Annotated in this window: 14 protein-coding genes; 4 read left to right on the forward strand and 10 right to left on the reverse strand. The window is 49.0% G+C overall.

Annotated features, from left to right (window positions below; translation table 11 throughout):
• Window positions 1-283: 283 nt before the first annotated feature.
• The 5 genes from DC345_RS10355 to DC345_RS10375 all read right to left on the reverse strand — a co-directional run bounded on the left by DC345_RS10355 (window position 284) and on the right by DC345_RS10375 (window position 6,222).
• Window positions 284-1,165, reverse strand: a complete 882-nt coding sequence (locus tag DC345_RS10355) for an ROK family protein (RefSeq protein WP_113053015.1) — start codon at window positions 1,163-1,165, stop codon at window positions 284-286.
• 19 nt (window positions 1,166-1,184) lie between these two features.
• Window positions 1,185-2,666 (reverse strand): glycoside hydrolase family 32 protein, encoded by a 1,482-nt coding sequence (locus DC345_RS10360; RefSeq protein ID WP_113053016.1) that lies wholly within the window; start codon window positions 2,664-2,666, stop codon window positions 1,185-1,187.
• A 100-nt stretch (window positions 2,667-2,766) separates the two neighbouring features.
• A complete protein-coding gene (locus DC345_RS10365) occupies window positions 2,767-4,374 on the reverse strand; it encodes an ABC transporter substrate-binding protein (RefSeq protein WP_113053017.1) in 1,608 nt (535 codons plus the stop codon).
• 56 nt (window positions 4,375-4,430) lie between these two features.
• Complete coding sequence (locus DC345_RS10370; RefSeq protein WP_024632860.1) at window positions 4,431-5,312, reverse strand: carbohydrate ABC transporter permease; 882 nt, start codon at window positions 5,310-5,312, stop codon at window positions 4,431-4,433.
• A gap of 16 nt (window positions 5,313-5,328) precedes the next feature.
• A complete protein-coding gene (locus DC345_RS10375) occupies window positions 5,329-6,222 on the reverse strand; it encodes an ABC transporter permease (RefSeq protein ID WP_247903336.1) in 894 nt (297 codons plus the stop codon).
• A gap of 502 nt (window positions 6,223-6,724) precedes the next feature.
• On the opposite strand from DC345_RS10375, the gene DC345_RS10380 reads away from it, so the two are divergent.
• A complete protein-coding gene (locus tag DC345_RS10380) occupies window positions 6,725-7,786 on the forward strand; it encodes a LacI family DNA-binding transcriptional regulator (RefSeq protein ID WP_113053019.1) in 1,062 nt (353 codons plus the stop codon).
• A gap of 173 nt (window positions 7,787-7,959) precedes the next feature.
• Here the strand turns inward: DC345_RS10380 and DC345_RS10385 are convergent, their stop codons facing one another.
• Genes DC345_RS10385 through efeO form a run of 3 tightly spaced genes read right to left on the reverse strand, consistent with a single transcriptional unit; the run spans window position 7,960 to window position 12,042 of the window.
• The gene (locus tag DC345_RS10385; protein ID WP_258530609.1) at window positions 7,960-9,855 is read right to left on the reverse strand and encodes an FTR1 family iron permease; all 1,896 of its coding nucleotides are present in this window, start codon (window positions 9,853-9,855) and stop codon (window positions 7,960-7,962) included.
• Window positions 9,856-9,869: 14 nt separating this feature from the next.
• A complete protein-coding gene (gene efeB / locus DC345_RS10390; protein ID WP_113053020.1) occupies window positions 9,870-11,144 on the reverse strand; it encodes an iron uptake transporter deferrochelatase/peroxidase subunit in 1,275 nt (424 codons plus the stop codon).
• A 4-nt stretch (window positions 11,145-11,148) separates the two neighbouring features.
• Complete coding sequence (efeO, locus tag DC345_RS10395; protein WP_113053021.1) at window positions 11,149-12,042, reverse strand: iron uptake system protein EfeO; 894 nt, start codon at window positions 12,040-12,042, stop codon at window positions 11,149-11,151.
• Window positions 12,043-12,345: 303 nt separating this feature from the next.
• Here efeO and DC345_RS10400 point away from each other — a divergent pair, with 303 nt between their 5' ends.
• The 3 genes from DC345_RS10400 (at window position 12,346) to DC345_RS10410 (ending at window position 16,255) form a co-directional block, all read left to right on the forward strand.
• Window positions 12,346-13,260, forward strand: coding sequence for a zinc ribbon domain-containing protein (locus tag DC345_RS10400; RefSeq protein ID WP_113053022.1), 915 nt, complete (start codon window positions 12,346-12,348; stop codon window positions 13,258-13,260).
• 270 nt (window positions 13,261-13,530) lie between these two features.
• Window positions 13,531-14,262 (forward strand): DUF3105 domain-containing protein, encoded by a 732-nt coding sequence (locus tag DC345_RS10405; RefSeq protein ID WP_181586549.1) that lies wholly within the window; start codon window positions 13,531-13,533, stop codon window positions 14,260-14,262.
• A 274-nt stretch (window positions 14,263-14,536) separates the two neighbouring features.
• Window positions 14,537-16,255 (forward strand): methyl-accepting chemotaxis protein, encoded by a 1,719-nt coding sequence (locus DC345_RS10410; RefSeq protein ID WP_113053024.1) that lies wholly within the window; start codon window positions 14,537-14,539, stop codon window positions 16,253-16,255.
• 157 nt (window positions 16,256-16,412) lie between these two features.
• On the opposite strand, the gene DC345_RS10415 is transcribed toward DC345_RS10410, so the two are convergent.
• Together DC345_RS10415 and DC345_RS10420 are read right to left on the reverse strand one after the other, a co-directional pair.
• Entirely contained in the window at window positions 16,413-17,366 is a 954-nt protein-coding gene (locus tag DC345_RS10415) for a nucleoside hydrolase (protein WP_063567354.1), read from the reverse strand.
• A 278-nt stretch (window positions 17,367-17,644) separates the two neighbouring features.
• Window positions 17,645-19,876, reverse strand: a complete 2,232-nt coding sequence (locus DC345_RS10420) for an MMPL family transporter (RefSeq protein ID WP_113053025.1) — start codon at window positions 19,874-19,876, stop codon at window positions 17,645-17,647.
• Window positions 19,877-19,887: the final 11 nt, after the last annotated feature.

Consider the following 19,887-nt stretch of genomic DNA (forward strand, 5'->3'; position numbering starts at 1 on the left):
ACCGCCTCCCCCTGTTTTGCTGATTCCTTGGAGGTCTGCTCTATCCTTTGCGAGGTATTTGTCTCCATAACAGATGCTGTGGAATAGGCTCCAGCAGAAGAAGATCCAAGGACACATGATAGTAGAACACAACCAATGGAACGGAAAATGATTTTCATGAGCATTCCCTCTTTTCATATAGTAGATGAGACAAAAATCCCACAAAGGACGGCGCAGTCTCTTAGATAAGTGAACCTGCATCCGCCCCTTCTGGGACGTCCATACATATCAAACGCTATGAAGCCTATGTTTCATGCTGCAATGCTTCTAAACCCAATGCGAGGGCGCCGCATAGTCCTGCGTGCTGGCCCAATCCAGGCTGAACAATATATTGGTCAATATGTTGCGTTATTGCGGCTGCATTCACATAACCATTCAGATTCCGTACAACCTGATCCCGGATCATGGGAAACAGATGACTTTGCTGCATCACCCCTCCGCCCAAGATGACCTTTTGAGGGGAGTGAAGCAGAATGGCCGTTGTGATGGACTCCGCAATGTAAAAAGATTCGATCTCCCAAGCCAGGTGGTCTGTCGGGAGTTCGCTGCCAGGGCTCTGCCAGCGGGCTTGAATGGCTGGGCCCGCAGCCATTCCCTCCAGGCAATCGCCATGGTACGGACATAATCCACCAAAATGATCCTCCGGGTGCCGTCTCGTCCGGATGTGCCCACCCTCTGGGTGCAGCAACCCATGCACACGTTTACCTCCCGCCACAAGTCCAATCCCAACACCTGTGCCGATCGTATAATACACACAATTGTCCAGTCCCTTTGCCGCTCCCCAAGTGACTTCTCCAAGGGCCGCTGCATTCACATCCGTATCCCATCCGAAGGGAACCGGGAATTCGCGCTTCAACGCTCCAATAACATTACAGTTTTCCCACCCTGGCTTGGGCGTTGTTGTAATGTAACCATAGGTAGGGCTATCCGGTTGCAGATCAATCGGACCAAAGGAACCGATCCCGATCGCCGCCACCCCTTTGTCCCTAAAATAGTCGATGACCTTCGCCAGTGTGTTCTCGGGATGTTCCGTTGGAAAGCTGCACCAATCTTCAATTTCCCCTCGCTCGTTACCTACACCACATACAAACTTCGTTCCACCAGCTTCTATTGCTCCTATACGCATCTTACAGTCCCCCTCACGATTATTCCGACTGACATTCAACCCGGATGGGGGATAGCTCGTAGATATGAAGCGAAGCAAATACTACATCCTTATTTTCGGACCGAACAGAGATTCCCTCGGAACCTACATCCGGATAGATCAGATCCGTAATAACCGCTTGACCGTCATTGGCAAATACCTCTACGGATGAGTAATCCACATAAATACGCAGATGTTGGTTTCCGTCCACTGCTTTTAATCCAGCTGCATGGCGACCCATGAAATGTTCATGAAAACCCGATATACCCGATCGACTGCGATCAACATATACCTCATTCTGGCTAGCGTCCACACCAATGAGCGTTTCGTTGTCCGCACCACTTCGTAATGCAAATTGAACAGACTGATCAGAAGCCCATTCCGCATAAATCTCATAGTTTACTAGGCGCAAGGTGTTCAACTGCTCACTCACTTGACTGATGGAAGCATTCCGTAAGGACAGTACTGGCGTACGGGCGTGCTTGAGCTCGCGTGCAGGACGCTGAACCAGCAGGACTTCTCCGTCCCTTTTCTCCAATGTCAGCTCTCTTGCAATCGTCATCGCACCGCGGTAACCTTCGGTTGGTGTCTGATTGGCATACATCCAATTGCTCATCCAGCCCATAAACAGGCGTCTGCCGTCTTCTGCCGGAATGTCGGACCAACTGACCCCTGCGTAGTTATCCCGACCATGATCAAGCCAGCGAACGGTAAGGGAAGCTTCATCTGGAACAAATGTAAGCCCATCAAAATCTCCAGTGAAGTACTGCGTCCTGGAGCCCTCCTTAAAGGCCGGATCTGCACCAATGCTGACGAGCATCACCCATTTCTCCTGGCTCGCATCCCCATCCACGGCCAGCGGGAACAGATCAGGGCACTCCCAGACGCCATCATGCGAACCGATCCCGGCGCCGAATTCACTGCCCAATGCCCAATCCTTCAGATCGGGAGAATGGTACAGACATACCGTCTGACCACAAGCGATAATCATAACCCATTCCTTGGTCTGCTCATGCCAGAACACTTTGGGATCACGGAAATCCACGAACGACTCATGCTCCAGCACCGGATTCCCCTCGTATTTCATCCATGTTCTGCCACTGTCCTTACTATAAGCAAGGCTCTGTCGCTGAATTGGATGATCGTTTGGCACCTCCTGATGATGGGTGAAAATAGCCACCAGTCCTGGCTCATCGTCAAAGAATCCGGACGTATTGTTCCAGTCCACCACGGCACTGCCGGAGAATATCATGCCAAGTTCATCCGGCGTCAAAGCTACAGGAAGCTCTTCCCAGGTAACCAGATCCTTGGTCACCGCATGTCCCCAATGCATTGGTCCCCAGGTTGTGCCAAACGGTTGATGCTGATAGAACAGGTGATACTCACCTTTGAAAAATACCATGCCATTCGGGTCATTCATCCACTTCTCCTTGGGTGAGAAGTGATAGACGCCCCGGTAATCGATTGTTGAAATGGTAGACATATTGGTTTACTCCTTTGAATCAAACTGTTGAAGAGGAAACTTTGCTTCACTCACGCACCTTAATGCTATGTACGGCAAGAGTCTCCTCATCCAGTTTGTTTTATTGGGTGTTGCGGTCATATCCCGCTTGTTTAATCTGCAGCCACTCTTGTAATCCCAGACGATCCAGCTCTTTCAGATAAGCGTCCCACTCCTGATCGATCTTTCCATTCTGGTACCATTCCGTGCGCATACGCAGCACATAGGCGAACAGATCAGTCTCAATGGTGGAAAGGCGGTCGAGTTCATCGATTGAGAAAAATACACTTGGATAGACGTTTTCTGCTTTCATATGCGGAACCATATATTTATCAAGCAGGTCCATACGCCATGCAGCATCTTCCGGTTTGGTCGTGTATTTGTCATAGTAACTGTCGAGGATAGCCAGTGGTCCTGCAATACTCGTTTTCTGTCTGAGCTCTACAGGTGCAGCGCCTTCCAGCGGCAGATGCTTCAGCATGCCTTTGGCTTCATCGAATTCAAAAATATTCTGCTGTGTCTCATCACCGTAAGTTCCCCAGTTGTTCTGCACGGATTGGAGCGGATCGTACAATTGGTCCACCCACTTCGCTGTGGATTCCAGATTTTTATTGCTGCTCGTAACAACCATGCGTCCCCGGTCTAGACCAATACCGTTTGTACGTGTGACATTAATTTCTCCATTGGGACCAGCAACCGGAGGCAGAATATCATAGGTATCATTCATGCCTGTAATGTTGGCCTTATCCCAAGTGAAGTACATGCCATACTTGTTGTCTTTGCCCTTGGCCAGATACGTATTCCAATCCTGCTGATAGGCTTCCACATCCACAAGACCTTCCTGAACCAGTTCGTGAATGTATTTGACCGCTTCTTTGTAGCCTTCATCCGCTGCCGTGAAGACCACTTTTCCATCGTTGGTCACCACGGTGTGGTCCCAGTTCTCCCCGAGTCCAAATGCTGCAAATAAAAATGTCAGATCTTCTCCGCCCGGCTTGTTAATGAAGGACAACGGAATTTCGTCAGCCTTGCCATTGCCGTTCGGGTCCTGGGTTTTGAACGCAATCAGCACTTGTTTCAGTTCTTCGGTTGTCGTTGGCATCTTCAGTCCGAGCTTGTTCAGCCATTCCACGTTGATCCAGGGCAAGTCATCAACCGCCTGTATACGCTGCTTGCCACTTCCGAGCTCCTCAATCCAGGGAAAGGAATAAATATGTCCGTCTGGTGCCGTAATCATGCTCTTGTATTCGGGAGCTTCCTCCAGCACCTTTTGCAGATTCGGCATGTATTGCTCAATCATGTCCTCCAGTGGAATGATGGCTCCATCCTTAGCCAGTTTCAGGAGATCATAATCCCCATAACCTGCGTCAAAGATGGCATCGGGCAAATCACCGCTGGCTACCGCCAGGTTTCTTTTTTCCGCAAACACATCACTCGTATAGTTCTTCCAGTTGATATGCACATTGGTTTTCTCTTCGAGTCTCTTGTTAATCAGCTTCTCATTCGGATCAGCAGGGGCCAGCGGAGAACTCTGTGTTATAAAATTCAATGTCACTTTGCCATCAGGCGACTGGGCTTCACTCGCTGCACCGCCTCCTCCCCCGCCACACGCCGAGAGCAGGAGCATGGCTGACAACATGGAGATGGATGCCGTTGTAGCGGCTTTTCTGGACTTGTTCACTTTTTTCATGATAATGACCTCCGTGGATTGTGTTGGGTCGAACGTGCTTTATTTCAGGCTGTTCACTATTTAAGTGAACCTACCATGACACCTTTTTCGAAATATTTCTGAAAGAACGGATACATGATGATGAGTGGCAGACTCGAAATGACAATGGCTGAATATTTGATCATTTCCGAGAGCCGTTTCAGTTCAGCCATCGCAAGCTGATCACTGATCATGCCCGGTGCAGCCTGATTCTGAATCAGAATGGAGCGCAGAACGAGCTGTAACGGATGGAGGTTCGGATTATCCAGATAGATCATGGCGTCAAAATAGGAATTCCACTGCCCTACAAACGCGTACAACGCGAGGACAAAAATGATGGGTTTCGATAACGGAATGACGATCTGAAAGAAAATCTTCATCTCGGAGGCGCCATCCACATTGGCAGCTTCTTTCAGTTCTCGCGGTACCCCTTTGAAGAAGGTTCTGGAGAGAATGATGTTCCAGACGTTGACTGCGCCTGGGATGATAATGGCCCATACCGTGTCCAGCATGCCGAGATTACGAACAAGCAGATAGGTAGGAATCAAACCGCCACCGAAGAACATCGTGATGATAAATATAATCATGAAAAATCCTCGCCCAGCCAACCTTTCGTCAGACAAGGCATACCCTGCAAATATCGAGACGGTCACCGTCACGAGTGCAAAGGAAACCGAGTACAGCACCGCATTGGCAAACCCTCGAATCATGGCCGGATTGGACAAAATCATCTGATACCCATCCAGACTCCAGTCGGACACATTGAAGGACAGTCCACGGTTCAGCAGCACCGTTGGGTCCATGAATGAGGCAACTACGATATAAATCAGGGGGACAACCACAACCAGTACGGCACAGGTGAGAAAAATCGCGTTCAGCGCGAGGATCAGACGATCCAGTCCCGTATGTTTGACTACCATGGATAACACTCCTTTCCTAATAGAGGCCTTCGCCTTCATTCAATTTCTTCACGATCAGATTCACAGTAACCAGCAAAATGACATTGATGACCGAGTTGAACAATCCCACTGCCGCAGAATAAGCGTAATCTCCGGACTGCAAGCCCACCTTGTAGACATACGTGGCAATGATCTCAGAGGAAGGCAGGTTCATTGACGTCTGCATCAAGTAGGCCTTCTCAAATCCAATCGACATGATCCCGCCAGCGGCAAGAATAAATACGATGGCCATAATCGGTCGAATCGTCGGAAGGTCGATATGGCGAATACGCTGAATGAGATTCGCTCCATCCAGATTGGCTGCATTGTGAAGTTCCGGATCGACATTGGCCAAAGCAGCGACATAGATGATGGAAGCCCAACCCGCCCCGGTCCAGATATCCGACAAAATGTATATCCAGCGGAAATATTCCGGCTCGGACATGAACATGATTGGCTGACCGGTAATCCAAGTGGCGAACTGGTTAATCGGTCCTGTCGGGGATAGAAAGATGAACAGCATACCCACAACGACAACAACCGAGATGAAATTGGGGGCATACAGAAACAATTGGATGTTTTTCTTCACTCCGGCCTTACGTACCTGATTGAGCATGAGTGCAAGCAAAATCGGTACAGGAAAGCTGAATATCAATCCAAAAAAGCTAAGTTTAAGCGTATTCATAAAAATGACATCAAAATTGGGCGAAGCTAAAAACTTCTCAAAATGCTTCAAACCTACCCACTCACTGCCCATGATGCCTTTGATCGGACTAAAATCCTTAAATGCAATAATGGCTCCGTACATCGGGATGTATTTGAAGATAAGGGTCAGGATCAGAGCTGGTGCGAGTAACAAATACAAAAAATAATTCTTTTTGAACTGCTGCATCCTGCCGGTTGATGTCCTCTCTTTCAACGCCCTTCCTGTACCTTTTTTGGTATCCACCGTGTTTTCCAACACATGACCTCCGTTCATTCCTGAAGTTGACAATTGTTTGTAGTAAGGGCTTTCATTATTTACAATTGCTCATTTGATAATTTACAATTTAGCAGGTAATCTAGGCATCAGTCAATATGTAATGTAAAAAATAATTGTGCATTTGATAACATTTTGTGAGTTTTTTGAGTTCTGAATGTGCATTTCATTGTATATATAACGTTTATTTCTTTCCCTTCAACCTATCATCGCCACTATTAGCAGTAGGATATTTAGAACTAATTATCATTTGTAACGAAACTGCTGAATACAAATAACAGCGCACTGTCTGATTCAAAATGTAAACTTGATTGTGCATATGTAAAATTAAGATTGCTATTTGTTCCGATCTATTATACATTTGACTAAGATAATACTATGGACGACCATATGATCATTAGAGGTGAAGCACTAGATGGCAAAAGAAAAAATCACGATACAGGACATCGCGGATGCTTTGGGCATCTCCCGGAATACAGCTTCCAAAGCCTTGAATGATAGCGGAAATATCCCGGATGAGACACGTAATCGTGTAATTAAAAAAGCAATTGAACTTAAATATAAACAGTTTGCCTATATGGAAAATGAGCATGTTCTAACCAAGGCTCCAAGCAATATCGCCCTGTTAACAGAGAATCTGCCCAATACATCCCACTTTGGTTCGATGTTAATCAGTGGTCTGGAGAAAAGAATCAGCGCAGAAGGATACAATCTCTCCATTCATATCGTGCGTGAGGTAGATCAGGACTCACTTACACTTCCCAACAATTTTGATATTTCCAACGTGGACGGTATCATTTGCATTGAATTGTTTGATCTGAAATATACTCAGCTTATTACTGATCTCGGAATTCCCACGATCTTCATCGATTGCGCTTCCGACATATGTTATCCGGAATTTCATGCCGATTTGCTGTTGATGGAGAACGAGCACAGCACGTATCAGTTAACCAGAAAATTAATTGAGAGTGGATACAACCATATTGGATTTGCCGGGGATTACAATCATTGCAAAAGCTTCAACGAACGTTGGGTAGGATACCAGCGGGCTATGCTGGAGGCGGGTTTGCAGGTCGATCCATCCCAATGCATTGTGGATGATGACCGCCTGTTCTTCTCGAAGCCCGGCTGGTTGAACGAGCGAGTGGCAGAACTGAAGTCGCTGCCGGATGCGTATGTATGTGCCAACGACTTTATCGCCGTCGAACTGATCAGAGCGTTGAGAGCGAGGAATATTACTGTTCCTCAGGATATTGTAATATGCGGATTCGATAATGCGCCTGAATCACGGATTATTGAGCCTCCATTAACAACTGTGCATATTTACAGCAACGAAATGGGCATCAAAGCTGCGGAGATGCTGTTATCCCGAATTGACAATCCGTCACAGCCTTATCAGGTCTCGCATATCGTGACCAAACCGATCATACGGGAGTCCACACCCACTATGATGAAGGCCAATCCACAGACCGTTTAACCTGTCTCATATCCCATAGACCTCTAAAAAAATAAAAAGCCGTATCTTTCACGCAGAATAGATCGTGAAGGATACGGCTTTTTACATAGGGACTTAAGGATACTCTTTGATGATGGCAATCATCATATGACGTGAACAGGACGCAGCCTCTAACCAAAATTCGCAGCTCCGTGCTACACGGATGCCTTGGATGCTCCTTTGGCTGAACGTACTTCTGTACGAATCAAATTAAAGATCATAAAGAGCAGAACAACGAGTTGTGGAATAAAGGTCTCCCATGTCGGATACATGCCAAGCCAACCAATTGTCGGCAGACTTGGTGCGACATGAGCCCCAAGGGTTGCCGAAACTTGTAGGGAGTGAATACTCTCTCCAAGGAAACGAAATACCAGATAATAAATCAGCAGCGTTGCGGTCAGGAAAAACCATCGTACAGGCAGACGTACACTGAACTGAATAATGGCCACAGCCAATACAATCAGGATGAGCAACGCCGCCCCCATACCGATCAACATCTGCGAGGTCTCAATTGCAGGCGCCATGCCGATATAAAAGATTGCAGTCTCTGCACCTTCTCGCAATATGGCAAGACCCGCCACAGCGAAGAGTGACCACAGACTTCCCCGGGCCAGTGCACCCCCCACCTGTCGCTGTACATAGCTATTCCAGGAGCGGGTATTCGATTTGCTATGCATCCAATGTCCAACCGTCAGCATCAGTACAACGGCAGCAAGGCCCGTATACCCTTCAATCATCTCCCTTGTGCTGCCCGATGATGCCACAGCTAGGGTCAGCGACAGCACAACAGCCAGCGCCGCACTGATCAGCAGGCCACTACCAGCTCCCGCCCAGATCCAGCGCCGGGCCGCATTCTCTCCACTCTTCTTGGCATAAGCAAGCAATGCAGACAGTACCAGAATGGCTTCCAATCCTTCGCGGAGCAGAATTAATGCCGCATCCCAAGCCGTGTATGAGGTGGTAGCCGTTAACGGCTCCAGCCGATTGATCATACGGGTTACAACCTCGGATGCCTTCACCGTATTTGGCGGATTGGAGACGACATACCCGGATGCTTCCGCCATCTCATTCTCAATTGCCGTATATGAAGCCGGAGATGATATCTGTACCTGACCTTCAACCAAAGGCCAGGCCACGATAAACCGCTCCAATCCCGCCGCAGCAGAAGTGGCATCCCCCGCCTGAATTTGCTTCTCTATTTGCTCCAGTAATTTCAGCAGGTCGGATAATGAAGAAGCCTCTGAGGATGCTGATGTATCCTCAACTTCCCCTTCCTTGAGTGTCCCTGCACTGTAGTCTGTGAGCAACGTGACCAGTTCCTGCATACGCTCTGTTGCCTGTACTTCCTTGCGGGGCTCGGCCTGCATTGCAATTCGAACCAAGCTGATGTCTTTTTCCAACTGGCTGTATACGCCAAAATGATCCTGACGGATTGGAGCTTCGGTGCCTTTCCAGGCCGTAACAATCCGTTTATAGGCAAGCTCTGCCTGAGTCCAATCGCCCTGTTCCATTGCATTCAAACTTTGACGTGCGTCTGGCAGCAACCTTTCGGCGGCTTTACGTCCTGCGTCGTTGCTCTCTTCCGCACCTTGAAACGCCTCAATGTACTGATTGGTCGCACGGGCCAGATCGGCCAGTGCTTGCTTGGCAGCATCAGAATCATTGCCCGCCAGTGCCTGTTCGGCTTTGGACAAGGCTTCACCTACAACGCTGGCGGTCGTCGCAACCTGATCAGCATTCTGCCCCGGCTCCAACGTGCTGGCATCATTCCACAGTTGCCGGAATTCGGCGACGTCCTCTGTGGCTTCTGTCAGCTTGCCCTGTCCCGCTTCAACCAAGGCGCTGCCTACAGGCGGCAATAGACTATCCAGTTGTTTTTGCACAGACTGCTCATTGTTTTGTAGCCCTTCAGCAGAAGCGTGTGGCATATCTAGTAAACGAATTACCCCAGACCCCACCATCAGGAACACCAGCAGCATCAGCAAGGAGCGCATCAATCTTCCTTTGTACAGCCGCTTCTGCGCCTTCCGATCTGCGATCCTGCCCATCATCGTCATCCTCCCCATTAAATTAAGGTGTCACCGATATATCCGCCATTCGTAATTCCGGGGAAACAGGCAAATACAGCACTGCCCGTGTGCACGGTATATTCGTTCAGCTTGTCGTTCGTTGCCAGTCGTTTCTGAATCGGAATAAATTGCTTCTCCAGGTCCCTTTGATAGCTAATGAACAGCAAACCTGCATCCAGCTGTCCGGTCTTGGCATCAAGCCCACTCGAATACGAGTAGGAGCGGCGTAAAATTTGCTGACTGCCGTCTCCCTTGGCGAGGCGCAGATGTGACGTTGCCGGAATGACAGGCTGTCCATCGGCAGACTTGGCCTTCAGATCTACCGGATCGAACTCGCCGCGGCTACCGAGCGGCGCTCCGCTATCCCGGTGGCGTCCAAATGTCGCCTCCTGGTCTTTCAGTGTGGAGCGATCCCACACCTCCACACGCATGCGAACCCGGCGGACGGCCATATAGCTGCCACCGGCCATCCACCCCGGACCGTCAGCCGGCTGCGCCCAGACGGTCTGATCCATCAGCACGGCATCCGTTGTATCCGGATTGCCGGTGCCATCCTTGAAGCCGAGCAAATTGCGCGGTGTTCCACCCGCAGGGTCAGCTCGGCCTGTGCGCTGGAAACCTTCCTGCGTCCAGCGCAATACCGCATGCCCGCGTGCGATGCGCGCGAGATTGCGGATAGCATGGAAGGCGACCTGCATATCGTCTGCGCAGACTTGCACGCACAGGTCGCCACCACACCACTGCGGGTCCAGCGCATCTCCGGCGAATGCCGGCAGATCACGCAGGCCCTTGGGCTTCCGGCCCTGCAGCCCGAAGCGCCCGTCAAACAAAGAGGGCCCCACACCAAACGTCAACGTGGTTCGTGACGGTGTCAGGCCTGCCGCTTCGCCCGTATCGGTAGGCGGAGTATTCAGCGTTGTATTATGTTCGCCAATCATCTCTCCGGTGGCCATGGCAGCGGCAGCCGCCGTCCAGTTCTTGAACAGACGGCGCAGTTCATCCGCACTTCCCGCCGTCACATCAAAGGCGGCAAAGCAGATGAAATCCTGAGCCGGGGTAATAATGCCTGCCTGATGCTTGCCGTAGAAGGGCAGTGCATTGTCCGGCGTGTTCACATCCAATGCCGCCGGACTGCTTTTACGGCTCAGCGCCATCAGACCGCTGGCACCGCCTCCGCCCAAGAGCAGACCCAATCCGGCCACGCCGGTTAGCTTCAGCATTTCACGCCGTGACAACGGCTTTTTCAGCGAATCCTTTTTCTGCTCGGTCATCGTTCTACACTCCCAGTACTTGTCCCATGTTCGACAGCGGTTCAGCCAATGCATCCAGGTTCTGACTCAACTTCTTCACGTCCTCATCCTTCAGCTTCTCGTAGGAAACGTACCCGTCTCCATCCTTGAATGGAGCAAGCTCTTTTTCGAGCGCATCGAATCGGTCTGCAATTTGCTGATTCAGATCCTTGTCTTTGGCAGCCAGATCATCCTTGAGCAGATTATATATCTCGCGTGCCCCCTCTACATTCGCTGCAAAATCATACAGATCCGTATGGGAATAACGTTCTTCTTCACCGGTTACCTTGCTGGAGGAAACCTCATTCAGCAGTTCTACCGCACCCGTTACCATCAGACTCGCATCGATGTCCATCGTCTCGACTTTGGCACGCAGGAGCTTAGCATCACTTAACAAGGTATCCGCAAAGTCAGTCATGCCATCGGTCGTCTTGTCTTCCCAAAGCGCTTTCTCAATCCGGTGGAATCCACGCCAGTCGGCAGCCTCCACATCTCCGTCACGTGCATCAATATTCGGATCCAGATCCCCAAGTGCCTCGGCTACCGGTTCAATGCTTTCATAATACATACGAGCTGGTGCATATAATGATTTGGCAGTCTCCAGATCACCCGCTTTCACAGCATCCGTGAACTTCTCCGTTTGCTTCACGAATTCATCGATCTGCTCAATTGCAAACGTGCGATAGCCATCCACTGCGGTTGTATAATCGCTCCCCGCCGTTTCCTGACCTGCTGCATCCGTGGTTTCTGTGGAAGCTTGATTTTCGCTTTGAGCAGCAGGCGTCTCTGCCTGCTTGTCCGAAGTATCATTGTTGCCGCAAGCGGCGAGTAAAACCGAAGTTGCCAGCACAACAGCCGGCAATGCCAATATTTTTTTCAACACGATACACTCCCCATTGGTTAGACTGATTTGAATGTACACCTGCGATTAATATGTCGATGAGTACAAACCCTTAGATTAACGTCTATTTAATGATAATGATTATCAATTTCGGTAATGACATCATAATTCCGGCGCATACTTATGTCAATATGAAAATAAGGGGACCGGTTTAATCACATACCTAGGTGGAAAATAACGGGTATTAATTCCCTTGAAAACATAGACAAACTTCGTCATCAACCGTTAAAATGAGACAAAATGTCTATATTATCTTAATTTATGAAATTGGAGGCTCATGCCATGAAATGCCCAGTATGTAATCATGAAAATGGAAATGCTAGTTTTTGCGAGAGGTGCGGCTCTAATCTAACCCCTTCCTCCCCTACTGCAGATTCCGCTCAGGATCAACAATCCGCTGCTGCCGAACCCGAATACACCCGTTGGTCGAGCACACAGGCAACACCTTCTCATGATCCCATTTCTTCCAACACACCTTCTGCTCCCAGACCTGTACAACAGGTATCCGACTCTTCCGCCGCAGAGGGCGCTTCATCTTCTGGAGACAACAATGCCAATCAGTGGAATAACATCGTACAAAATGAGAAAGTTCAGCAAGCCAAAGAAGTAAGCAAACAGTATCTATCCTATTTCCTTAGTGTTCTCACCCGTCCTTATCAAACTATGAAAACTGTTGGTGAACAGCATTCTCTTAACGGCTGGATCACGATGGCTCTGATTGCGGTTCTATCCTCTACATACTTTTTGATTACTTTCGGCCGGATGGAAATGGACGGATTGTTCATTGGCGGGTTTATCAGACCGCTGTTGTTCACCGCCATTTCTTTGATCGTAGCTATCGCATTGATGTATGCCATATTGAAGATTGAAAAAATAACGTTCCGCCCCAAAACACTGGTTGCCCAGTTCGGTACATTACTTGTGCCCGCTGTAGCGTCGCTCGTCCTGGCGAATCTGTTTATTGTTATCTCGTATTCCATCGCTATCTTCTTCCTCGTTGTCTCGTTTTTGATTATCTTTGTATCTCTTAACACGGTGCTGTTCCAGTATCCGCTGAATCGGACCAAGGCAGCTATCGATAGCATGTACAGCGTGTTGATTGCCAATGTTGTATTGTTTTATATTCTGTATCGCTTGTTGGCTACAATGATCATTGGATTGATTAGCCTGATGTTTTCTCCATTTGGTCGTATGTAGCATCTAGTTCAAAACTCTTACGAAGGCTCTCTCTGCTTATGCAAGGAGGGTCTTCTTTTGTTTTCAACATCAACAGATTGCACTCGTTGTGCTCCATACACTATAATGTGTAGTGTAAAAGGTATGTCCTTTTTTACGTAAGGATATGAGGTGAGAAACCCTCTATGTTTATATAGGACCTGTACCATTGTCATTAACACTACATTATGTAGTGTATAGTTATCATTCATTTTATTAAGAAGGGTAGAGAAAATCGATATGGACATGAATATGAATCATATGCAAATGGAGCACGAGGCAGGCACATCCTACCTATGGCTTATCGTCGGTGCAATCGTTCTATTGCTCTCCATCGCAGCTTATATCTGGTCTGCACGCACCCAGAAGTCTGTACTTGCACATATGAAGAAGAATGAACGAGCTGTGATTAAAAAGAAAACCCGATCCATCCGCCTGGCTGCTCATGCACTACTGGGGGTGTCGATCATTGCGTTTAGTCTTTTCTTCATGCAGGGCGCACTTACCAAGTATGATGTTGCGGATCTGAATGCTGGTGCTGCGATTGACGTGACCGACGATAAATATTACGGAGCCGATCATACAGAAGAACCGATCCAATATGAGATGACCATCCCGACGTCAGGGCCTCATAACCCGCATGATATCAAGTTTGGATTTTACACCGATTTCCCCGGCTATCCATATCTGGTACATAATCTGGAACATGGGGATATCATCATTTATTATCGTGAGAACGCAAGTGATGAGTTGAAGGAGCATCTGAAATACCTTGCCAAGTTCCGCAAAGCTGGATCAGGTATCCTTGCTGTGCCGAGCAAGGACATCCCTGAGGGCAGTGAGGTCGTCGTGACGGCATGGACCAAAACGATGAAGCTGGACCAATTCGATGATGCCAAAGTAGGCACTTTTATTAATAAATATATTAATCAGGGACCAGAAAAGATCCCTGCCTCCATCCGCCAGGGTGGCGGGACGATGTAAAGCCCTCTTTGTAGTAACATCAGCAATTGGCTCCTGCAATCATGGGGAGTCCATGGGATGAGATATTCATTTATACGTTTCAAACAAAATAAGCTCCTGGATCTACTTGATCCGGGGGCTAATTCTTTATCATGCAGATGCCGATATTTTAAATAGAAATGAAATACATATACATACGTTATCAAAGAAGGAAACGTAGTTTTAGCAAGACGATTCATCCAACTTCAATATAAGAATTCATAGTCCTACATATCAAGGGGGAGCATTTCTACTAATGAACAGTTTGTTTATGCGTATCTTTTTATTTTTTTCCTGTCTGATGCTGGCGGCAGGAGCCGTTCTTGGCATTACCATGTATCGCTCATCCGCACAGTTGGTTGAACAATCGATGGGTATGCAGGCACAAGCTGTTGCCGAACGAGCAGCACAATCCATTGACACCTCCCTGTATGCGCCACTCAGTACAGGACGGGATCAAACCGAGTATTACGATACCTTGCGCGAACAACTCAGCCAGCTTCGCCAGGCCAATGGGTTGAAGTATCTATACACGCTTGGTAAGCGTGAAGAGAACGGAGCCTCATCGTATTATTACGTGGTGGATGGAGCTGCTCCAGATGTAGAAGAGGATGATTTCTCGCCTTACGGGTCGCCTGAAGAAAATCAATATGCAGGGATGCTGCAAGCCTTTGCACAAAACGAACCTTTCCGGGGCGATCTGACCCAGGATGAATACGGAGCAACGATTACAGCCTATGTACCAATTCATGGGGCTAACGGGGAACTGCTTGGTCTGGTTGGCGCCGATCTTGACTCCACTGCCGTCTACGAGTTGATGACACGCAATCGGATGACCATGATCTGGACTGCTCTTGCCATCGTATTACTCAGCGTACTGCTGGTCTATGGATTTGCGCATTATTTGACCCGTCCTCTGGTGAAACTGAAGAAAATCATTGCTGAGGTGGGCAAAGGTGATCTGACTGTCAATGTCGAGCTTGGACGCAAGGATGAGGTTGGGCAGCTTGCTTCGGAGTTCAAACATCTGGTCACGGATACAAGAGATGTCATGACAGGTATCCGTAAAAGCTCCGATTCCCTGCTGCAAGCAGCCGAAGGGGTATCCAGACACTCGCAGGCGACAGCGGAAGCCAGCCAGCGCATTGCTGAGCACACAGACCACACAGCCAAAGGCGCTGCGGAGCAGGTTGCACGGGCAGGTGAAGTCACTGTAGCAATGGAGGAGATTACACGCAGCATGCAGCATATTGCGAATTCATCTTCCATGGTGGCTGATGTATCCGAGGAGACAACCCATAACGCGATACAGGGCCAGACCAACATCAACACAGCAATTGACCGCATGGACAAGATTCATCAGGCCAACGCTCAGATGGAAGCATCCACCTCCCAGCTCGCGCAATACTCCAGCAAAATTGAATCGGTAGCCCACATGATGAAGGGTATTGCTTCCCAGACTAGTCTGCTGGCATTGAATGCAAGCATTGAAGCTGCTCGTGCCGGGGAACATGGCAGCGGATTCGCCGTAGTTGCTTCCGAGGTTCGAAAGCTTGCGGGGGAATCAGAACAATCGTCCCAACATGTGACTGAACTGATCGCCGAAATGACGCGCCAGACTGCCGTTTTATCTTCGCATATGTCAGCCAGCACCTCAGAAGTTCAGGCTGGTCTTGCTGTTGTTCAGGAAGCAGGACGTTCGTTCACATCCATTCATTCCGGCATTGAGACGATGAATGAACGTTTGCATGAAGTGTCCGCCGCTTCCGAGCAGCTCTCTGCCAGTGCCGAAGAGGTATCCGCCTCCGTTGAGGATATGGAACATATCTCGCGTAAGTCCTCTTCCAGTATTCAGGAGGTTTCCGCTGCAACTGACGGGCAGCTGCAATCGATGGATGAGATGAGCACATCTGCGGAATCGCTTCGTGTGTTGTCCAGTGAATTGAATGGGTTGATAAGCCGATTCAAAATTTAAATCCGATTGCAGGTGGGCCATCAATAGAGCCCACCGGATGAATACAAAAAAGCCGCAAGGCAGGGAACGGACATGGGGTTTACCCCATTCCTGTTCACTCTGCCTGCGGCTTTTTATTGTTGTACCTTAATGGAGGCTGGCCTCGCAGCTGCCTGAATTAATAACGCTGCGGAGCAGCTTTTTTGCCCAAATCCGTCATGTATGTGAAGAACGCTTCCGGATCGGTATCATACACGAGTTGTACCGGACGTCCGTCTGCTTGTTCCACCGTACGGCCTTGGCTTGGACCATCCGGGATAACAATACAGTTCACCGTTTTCTTCTTCACGATGTCCTCACGTCCAACGGAAGCCGTAGTCAACACATCCCACAGATAGTACGTGGAATTCGTTTCACTGTATACCAGTGGCGGACATCCTGCGTAACAGTTACCCAGGAAGTCAACGCCTTCAAAGCGACGCTCTGCAGCCCAACGGTTACGTACAGCAGGTGTCAGAGGTACTTTGTTCGTGCTTTCCAAGGCTACCAGATCAATCTGGATACCGCTCTGCCATACACGGTAAGCCGCCTCCGGGTCCCAGAATACGTTCCATTCTGCTGTACCATCATGCTCAGGCTCTTCAACGTTCCCTCTTTCGAACGTACCACCCATCCACACAAGCTTGTCGATTTTCTCTTCAATGTCTGGTGCTTCGTCGAGTGCACGCGCGAGGTCAGTCAGCGGTCCTGTGAACAGGAGCAGCGTTTTGCCTTCGGTGTTGCGCACTTTCTCAATCAGATGCTGGTGAGCCGGAACAGCAGACAAAGGAGCTTCCATTTTGCCGGATTCGTTCAGTACTGGAAGTGCATCTACATAGAAGGAGTGTAATCTCCACGCCGCAGGAAACGGATTCTTCCCTCTGGAGTTGGATTTCGCTACCTCTACGGAATATGTGCCGAAGCGATCGATAATTTTACGGCTGGCATCTGTGGCTGGCTCCAGATATCCGTCTGCCGGAATAACCGATACACCGGTTACATTTACATTGTCCATTTGCAGAAGCATGAACAGCGATACGAGGTCATCTACGCCGCCGTCATGGTTAAAATACACATTAAGTTGGTTCGTCATGCTTGTTTTCATCCTTCCCCCTGGTTGTCCCATTGATGTTCATCCCATCCGTCTGCCTGAGGCTGACGTTACCTCTATTATGTCCCAAAACCCTTGGCCACGTAAACCTTCCTTCTACAAAGAAAATAGCGGGCAAATCTGTTTCTGCGGATATTTTACAGTTCCTCCATTCCATCTCAGCATTTGCTCGGATCAACCTGCATTTCAATATGAAAATGGGTGAAAAAAGGACAGCAGGTTTGAGGTTCCCACTGTCCTTGTCTGAATCTATCCATTGATTACATGGATTGTTTTTGTTTCTCTTTGTCTTTCTCTGCAACAGGCACATATTTGCCTGGCCAGAAAGCCCATTTGCCCAGCAACGTTGTAATGGCTGGCACCATGAACGGTCGAACAAGGAACGTATCGAGCAAGACACCCGCAGCCGTGATAATACCGAACTGCACCAGCACCTGTATAGGCAGTGTTGCCAGTACGGCAAACGTACCTGCGAGAATCAGACCTGCGGAAGTAATAACAGATCCGGTTTCACCCACACCTTCCTTGATCGCTTGGCGAAGTGGCATCGTTTTGCGTTTTTGCCAGATGCTTGAAATCATGAAGATGTTGTAGTCCTCACCTAGCGCCACAAGGAATACGAAGGAGTATAGCGGAATCGCTCCCTGAATGGCCTCTGCTCCCAGCCCATAGTGAATAATGAGCCATCCCAAGCCCAATGCAGAGAAGTAGGATAGTACTACTGTTGCGATCAGATACGCCGTCGCTACGACGGAACGCAGGTATAACAGCAGCAGCAATGTGATCATCCCGATTACCACTGGGATAATGATGCTTGCATCCCGCTCTCCGGTGACTTCGATATCATACTGCTCAGCCGTCTGACCGTCGATCCAGACATGGCTGTCCACACTTGTTATTCCAGCATCTTTCAGTGCCTGTTCAGCCGTTGCCCGCAGATCCGGGATATGCTGCATCGCCTCCATGGAATATGGATTCAGATTGAATTCCACATCGTAAGCGGTGATGTTCGCATTCTCAGCACCCTGCTGCGCTTCACCTACCTTGCTTACGTAATCCAGCGATTCCAGACGTTGTTTCAGATCTGTCTCGCTTCCTTCTGTATCAATAATCACTTTCGCCGGAGCGAGTTCACCTTCCGAGAACTGTTCTCCAATGACTTTGAAGCCTTCACGAGATGCAACATTCTCCGGGAAGGACGATAACAAGTCATACGTGAATTTAATTTGGCTAGAGAAAGCAGCCAGTCCACCCAACAACACCAGCGTAATCGCCAGTACTGTCCACGGTTTGGTTACTACTGTACGGCCAATCCAGCTTTCCTTGATTTTACGCGGAGCAGGCGCTGTTTTGCCTTTTTTCTTCGCACGTTCCACTTCCATATCGTGCGTACGCGGTACAAATGGGTAGAATGAACCCCGACCAAAGATCGCAAGCAATGCCGGAACCAGCGTCAGGCTCGCAATAAACATGATGAAGATGGATAAACTGAATGGTACGGCAAAACGGTGATAGGCACCGTACTCTGCGAACAACAGTACAAGCAATGCTGCAACGACTGTAAATCCACTCATGGCAATCGCACCAGATGATCCAGTAATCGCTTGGAAGAGTGCTTTCTTTTTATCCGGCTCATGATAGAGGATTTGACGGAATCTGGAGATCATGAACAGGCAATAGTCCGTTCCTGCACCGAACAACAGCACCGTCATAATGGAGATGGACTGCGCGTCTACTGTAATCCAGCCCTGATCCGCCATGAATCCAAGAATCGGACTAGTGACCATATAAGCGAACCCAACTGCAATAATTGGTATAATAGCCAGTACGGGCGAACGGTAGATCAACAGCAACAGCACGAGTACCAGCACAACGGTCGCAATCAGCAGGGATACATCTGCAGATGAGAACAATCCACTTGCATCAATGGATATCCCAACCGGACCTGTAACCCGTGCACTTAGTGCGCTGGCATCATCAATGGCAACATCAAATGGGTTGGAGCCAAAAATGTCTTTCGTTTTCTGCTCCAGCGCTGCAATGCCTTCCTTCAACTGTGAGGAATCAGCTTCCTGATTGAAAAAGAGCGGCATAACCAAGGTGCTTCCGTCTTCCGAAAGCTGACCTTTCAGAGCCTGTGGCGGCAACTGATATAGTGGAACTACAGATTGCTGCTGCTCAACTGGATCTTGATCCAGTCGCTCCGTTAACGCCTGAATGTTCTCAATCTGTTCATCCGTCAGCCCGCCGGCTTGACGCCATACGATGAGCGCGGGAACACCTTCGCCGCCGGGGAATTCTTTCTGGGCAACTGCTGCCGCCTGCACCGATGGCTTGGAATCACTCAGATCCTGCGCGTTATTCGTTTCACGGTCACCTACAGCTGGCCATACCACACCAAGAACAACCGCGATGATGATCCATACCAACAGTGTAATCCATTTGCTTCGTTTGCCAGCAACCCAGCGGCCGTAGCCCGAACCTTCTTGCATTGTCTCTTCAT

Origin of the sequence: Paenibacillus taichungensis (assembly GCF_003287275.1) — a bacterium.
GTDB lineage: Bacteria > Bacillota > Bacilli > Paenibacillales > Paenibacillaceae > Paenibacillus > Paenibacillus taichungensis_A.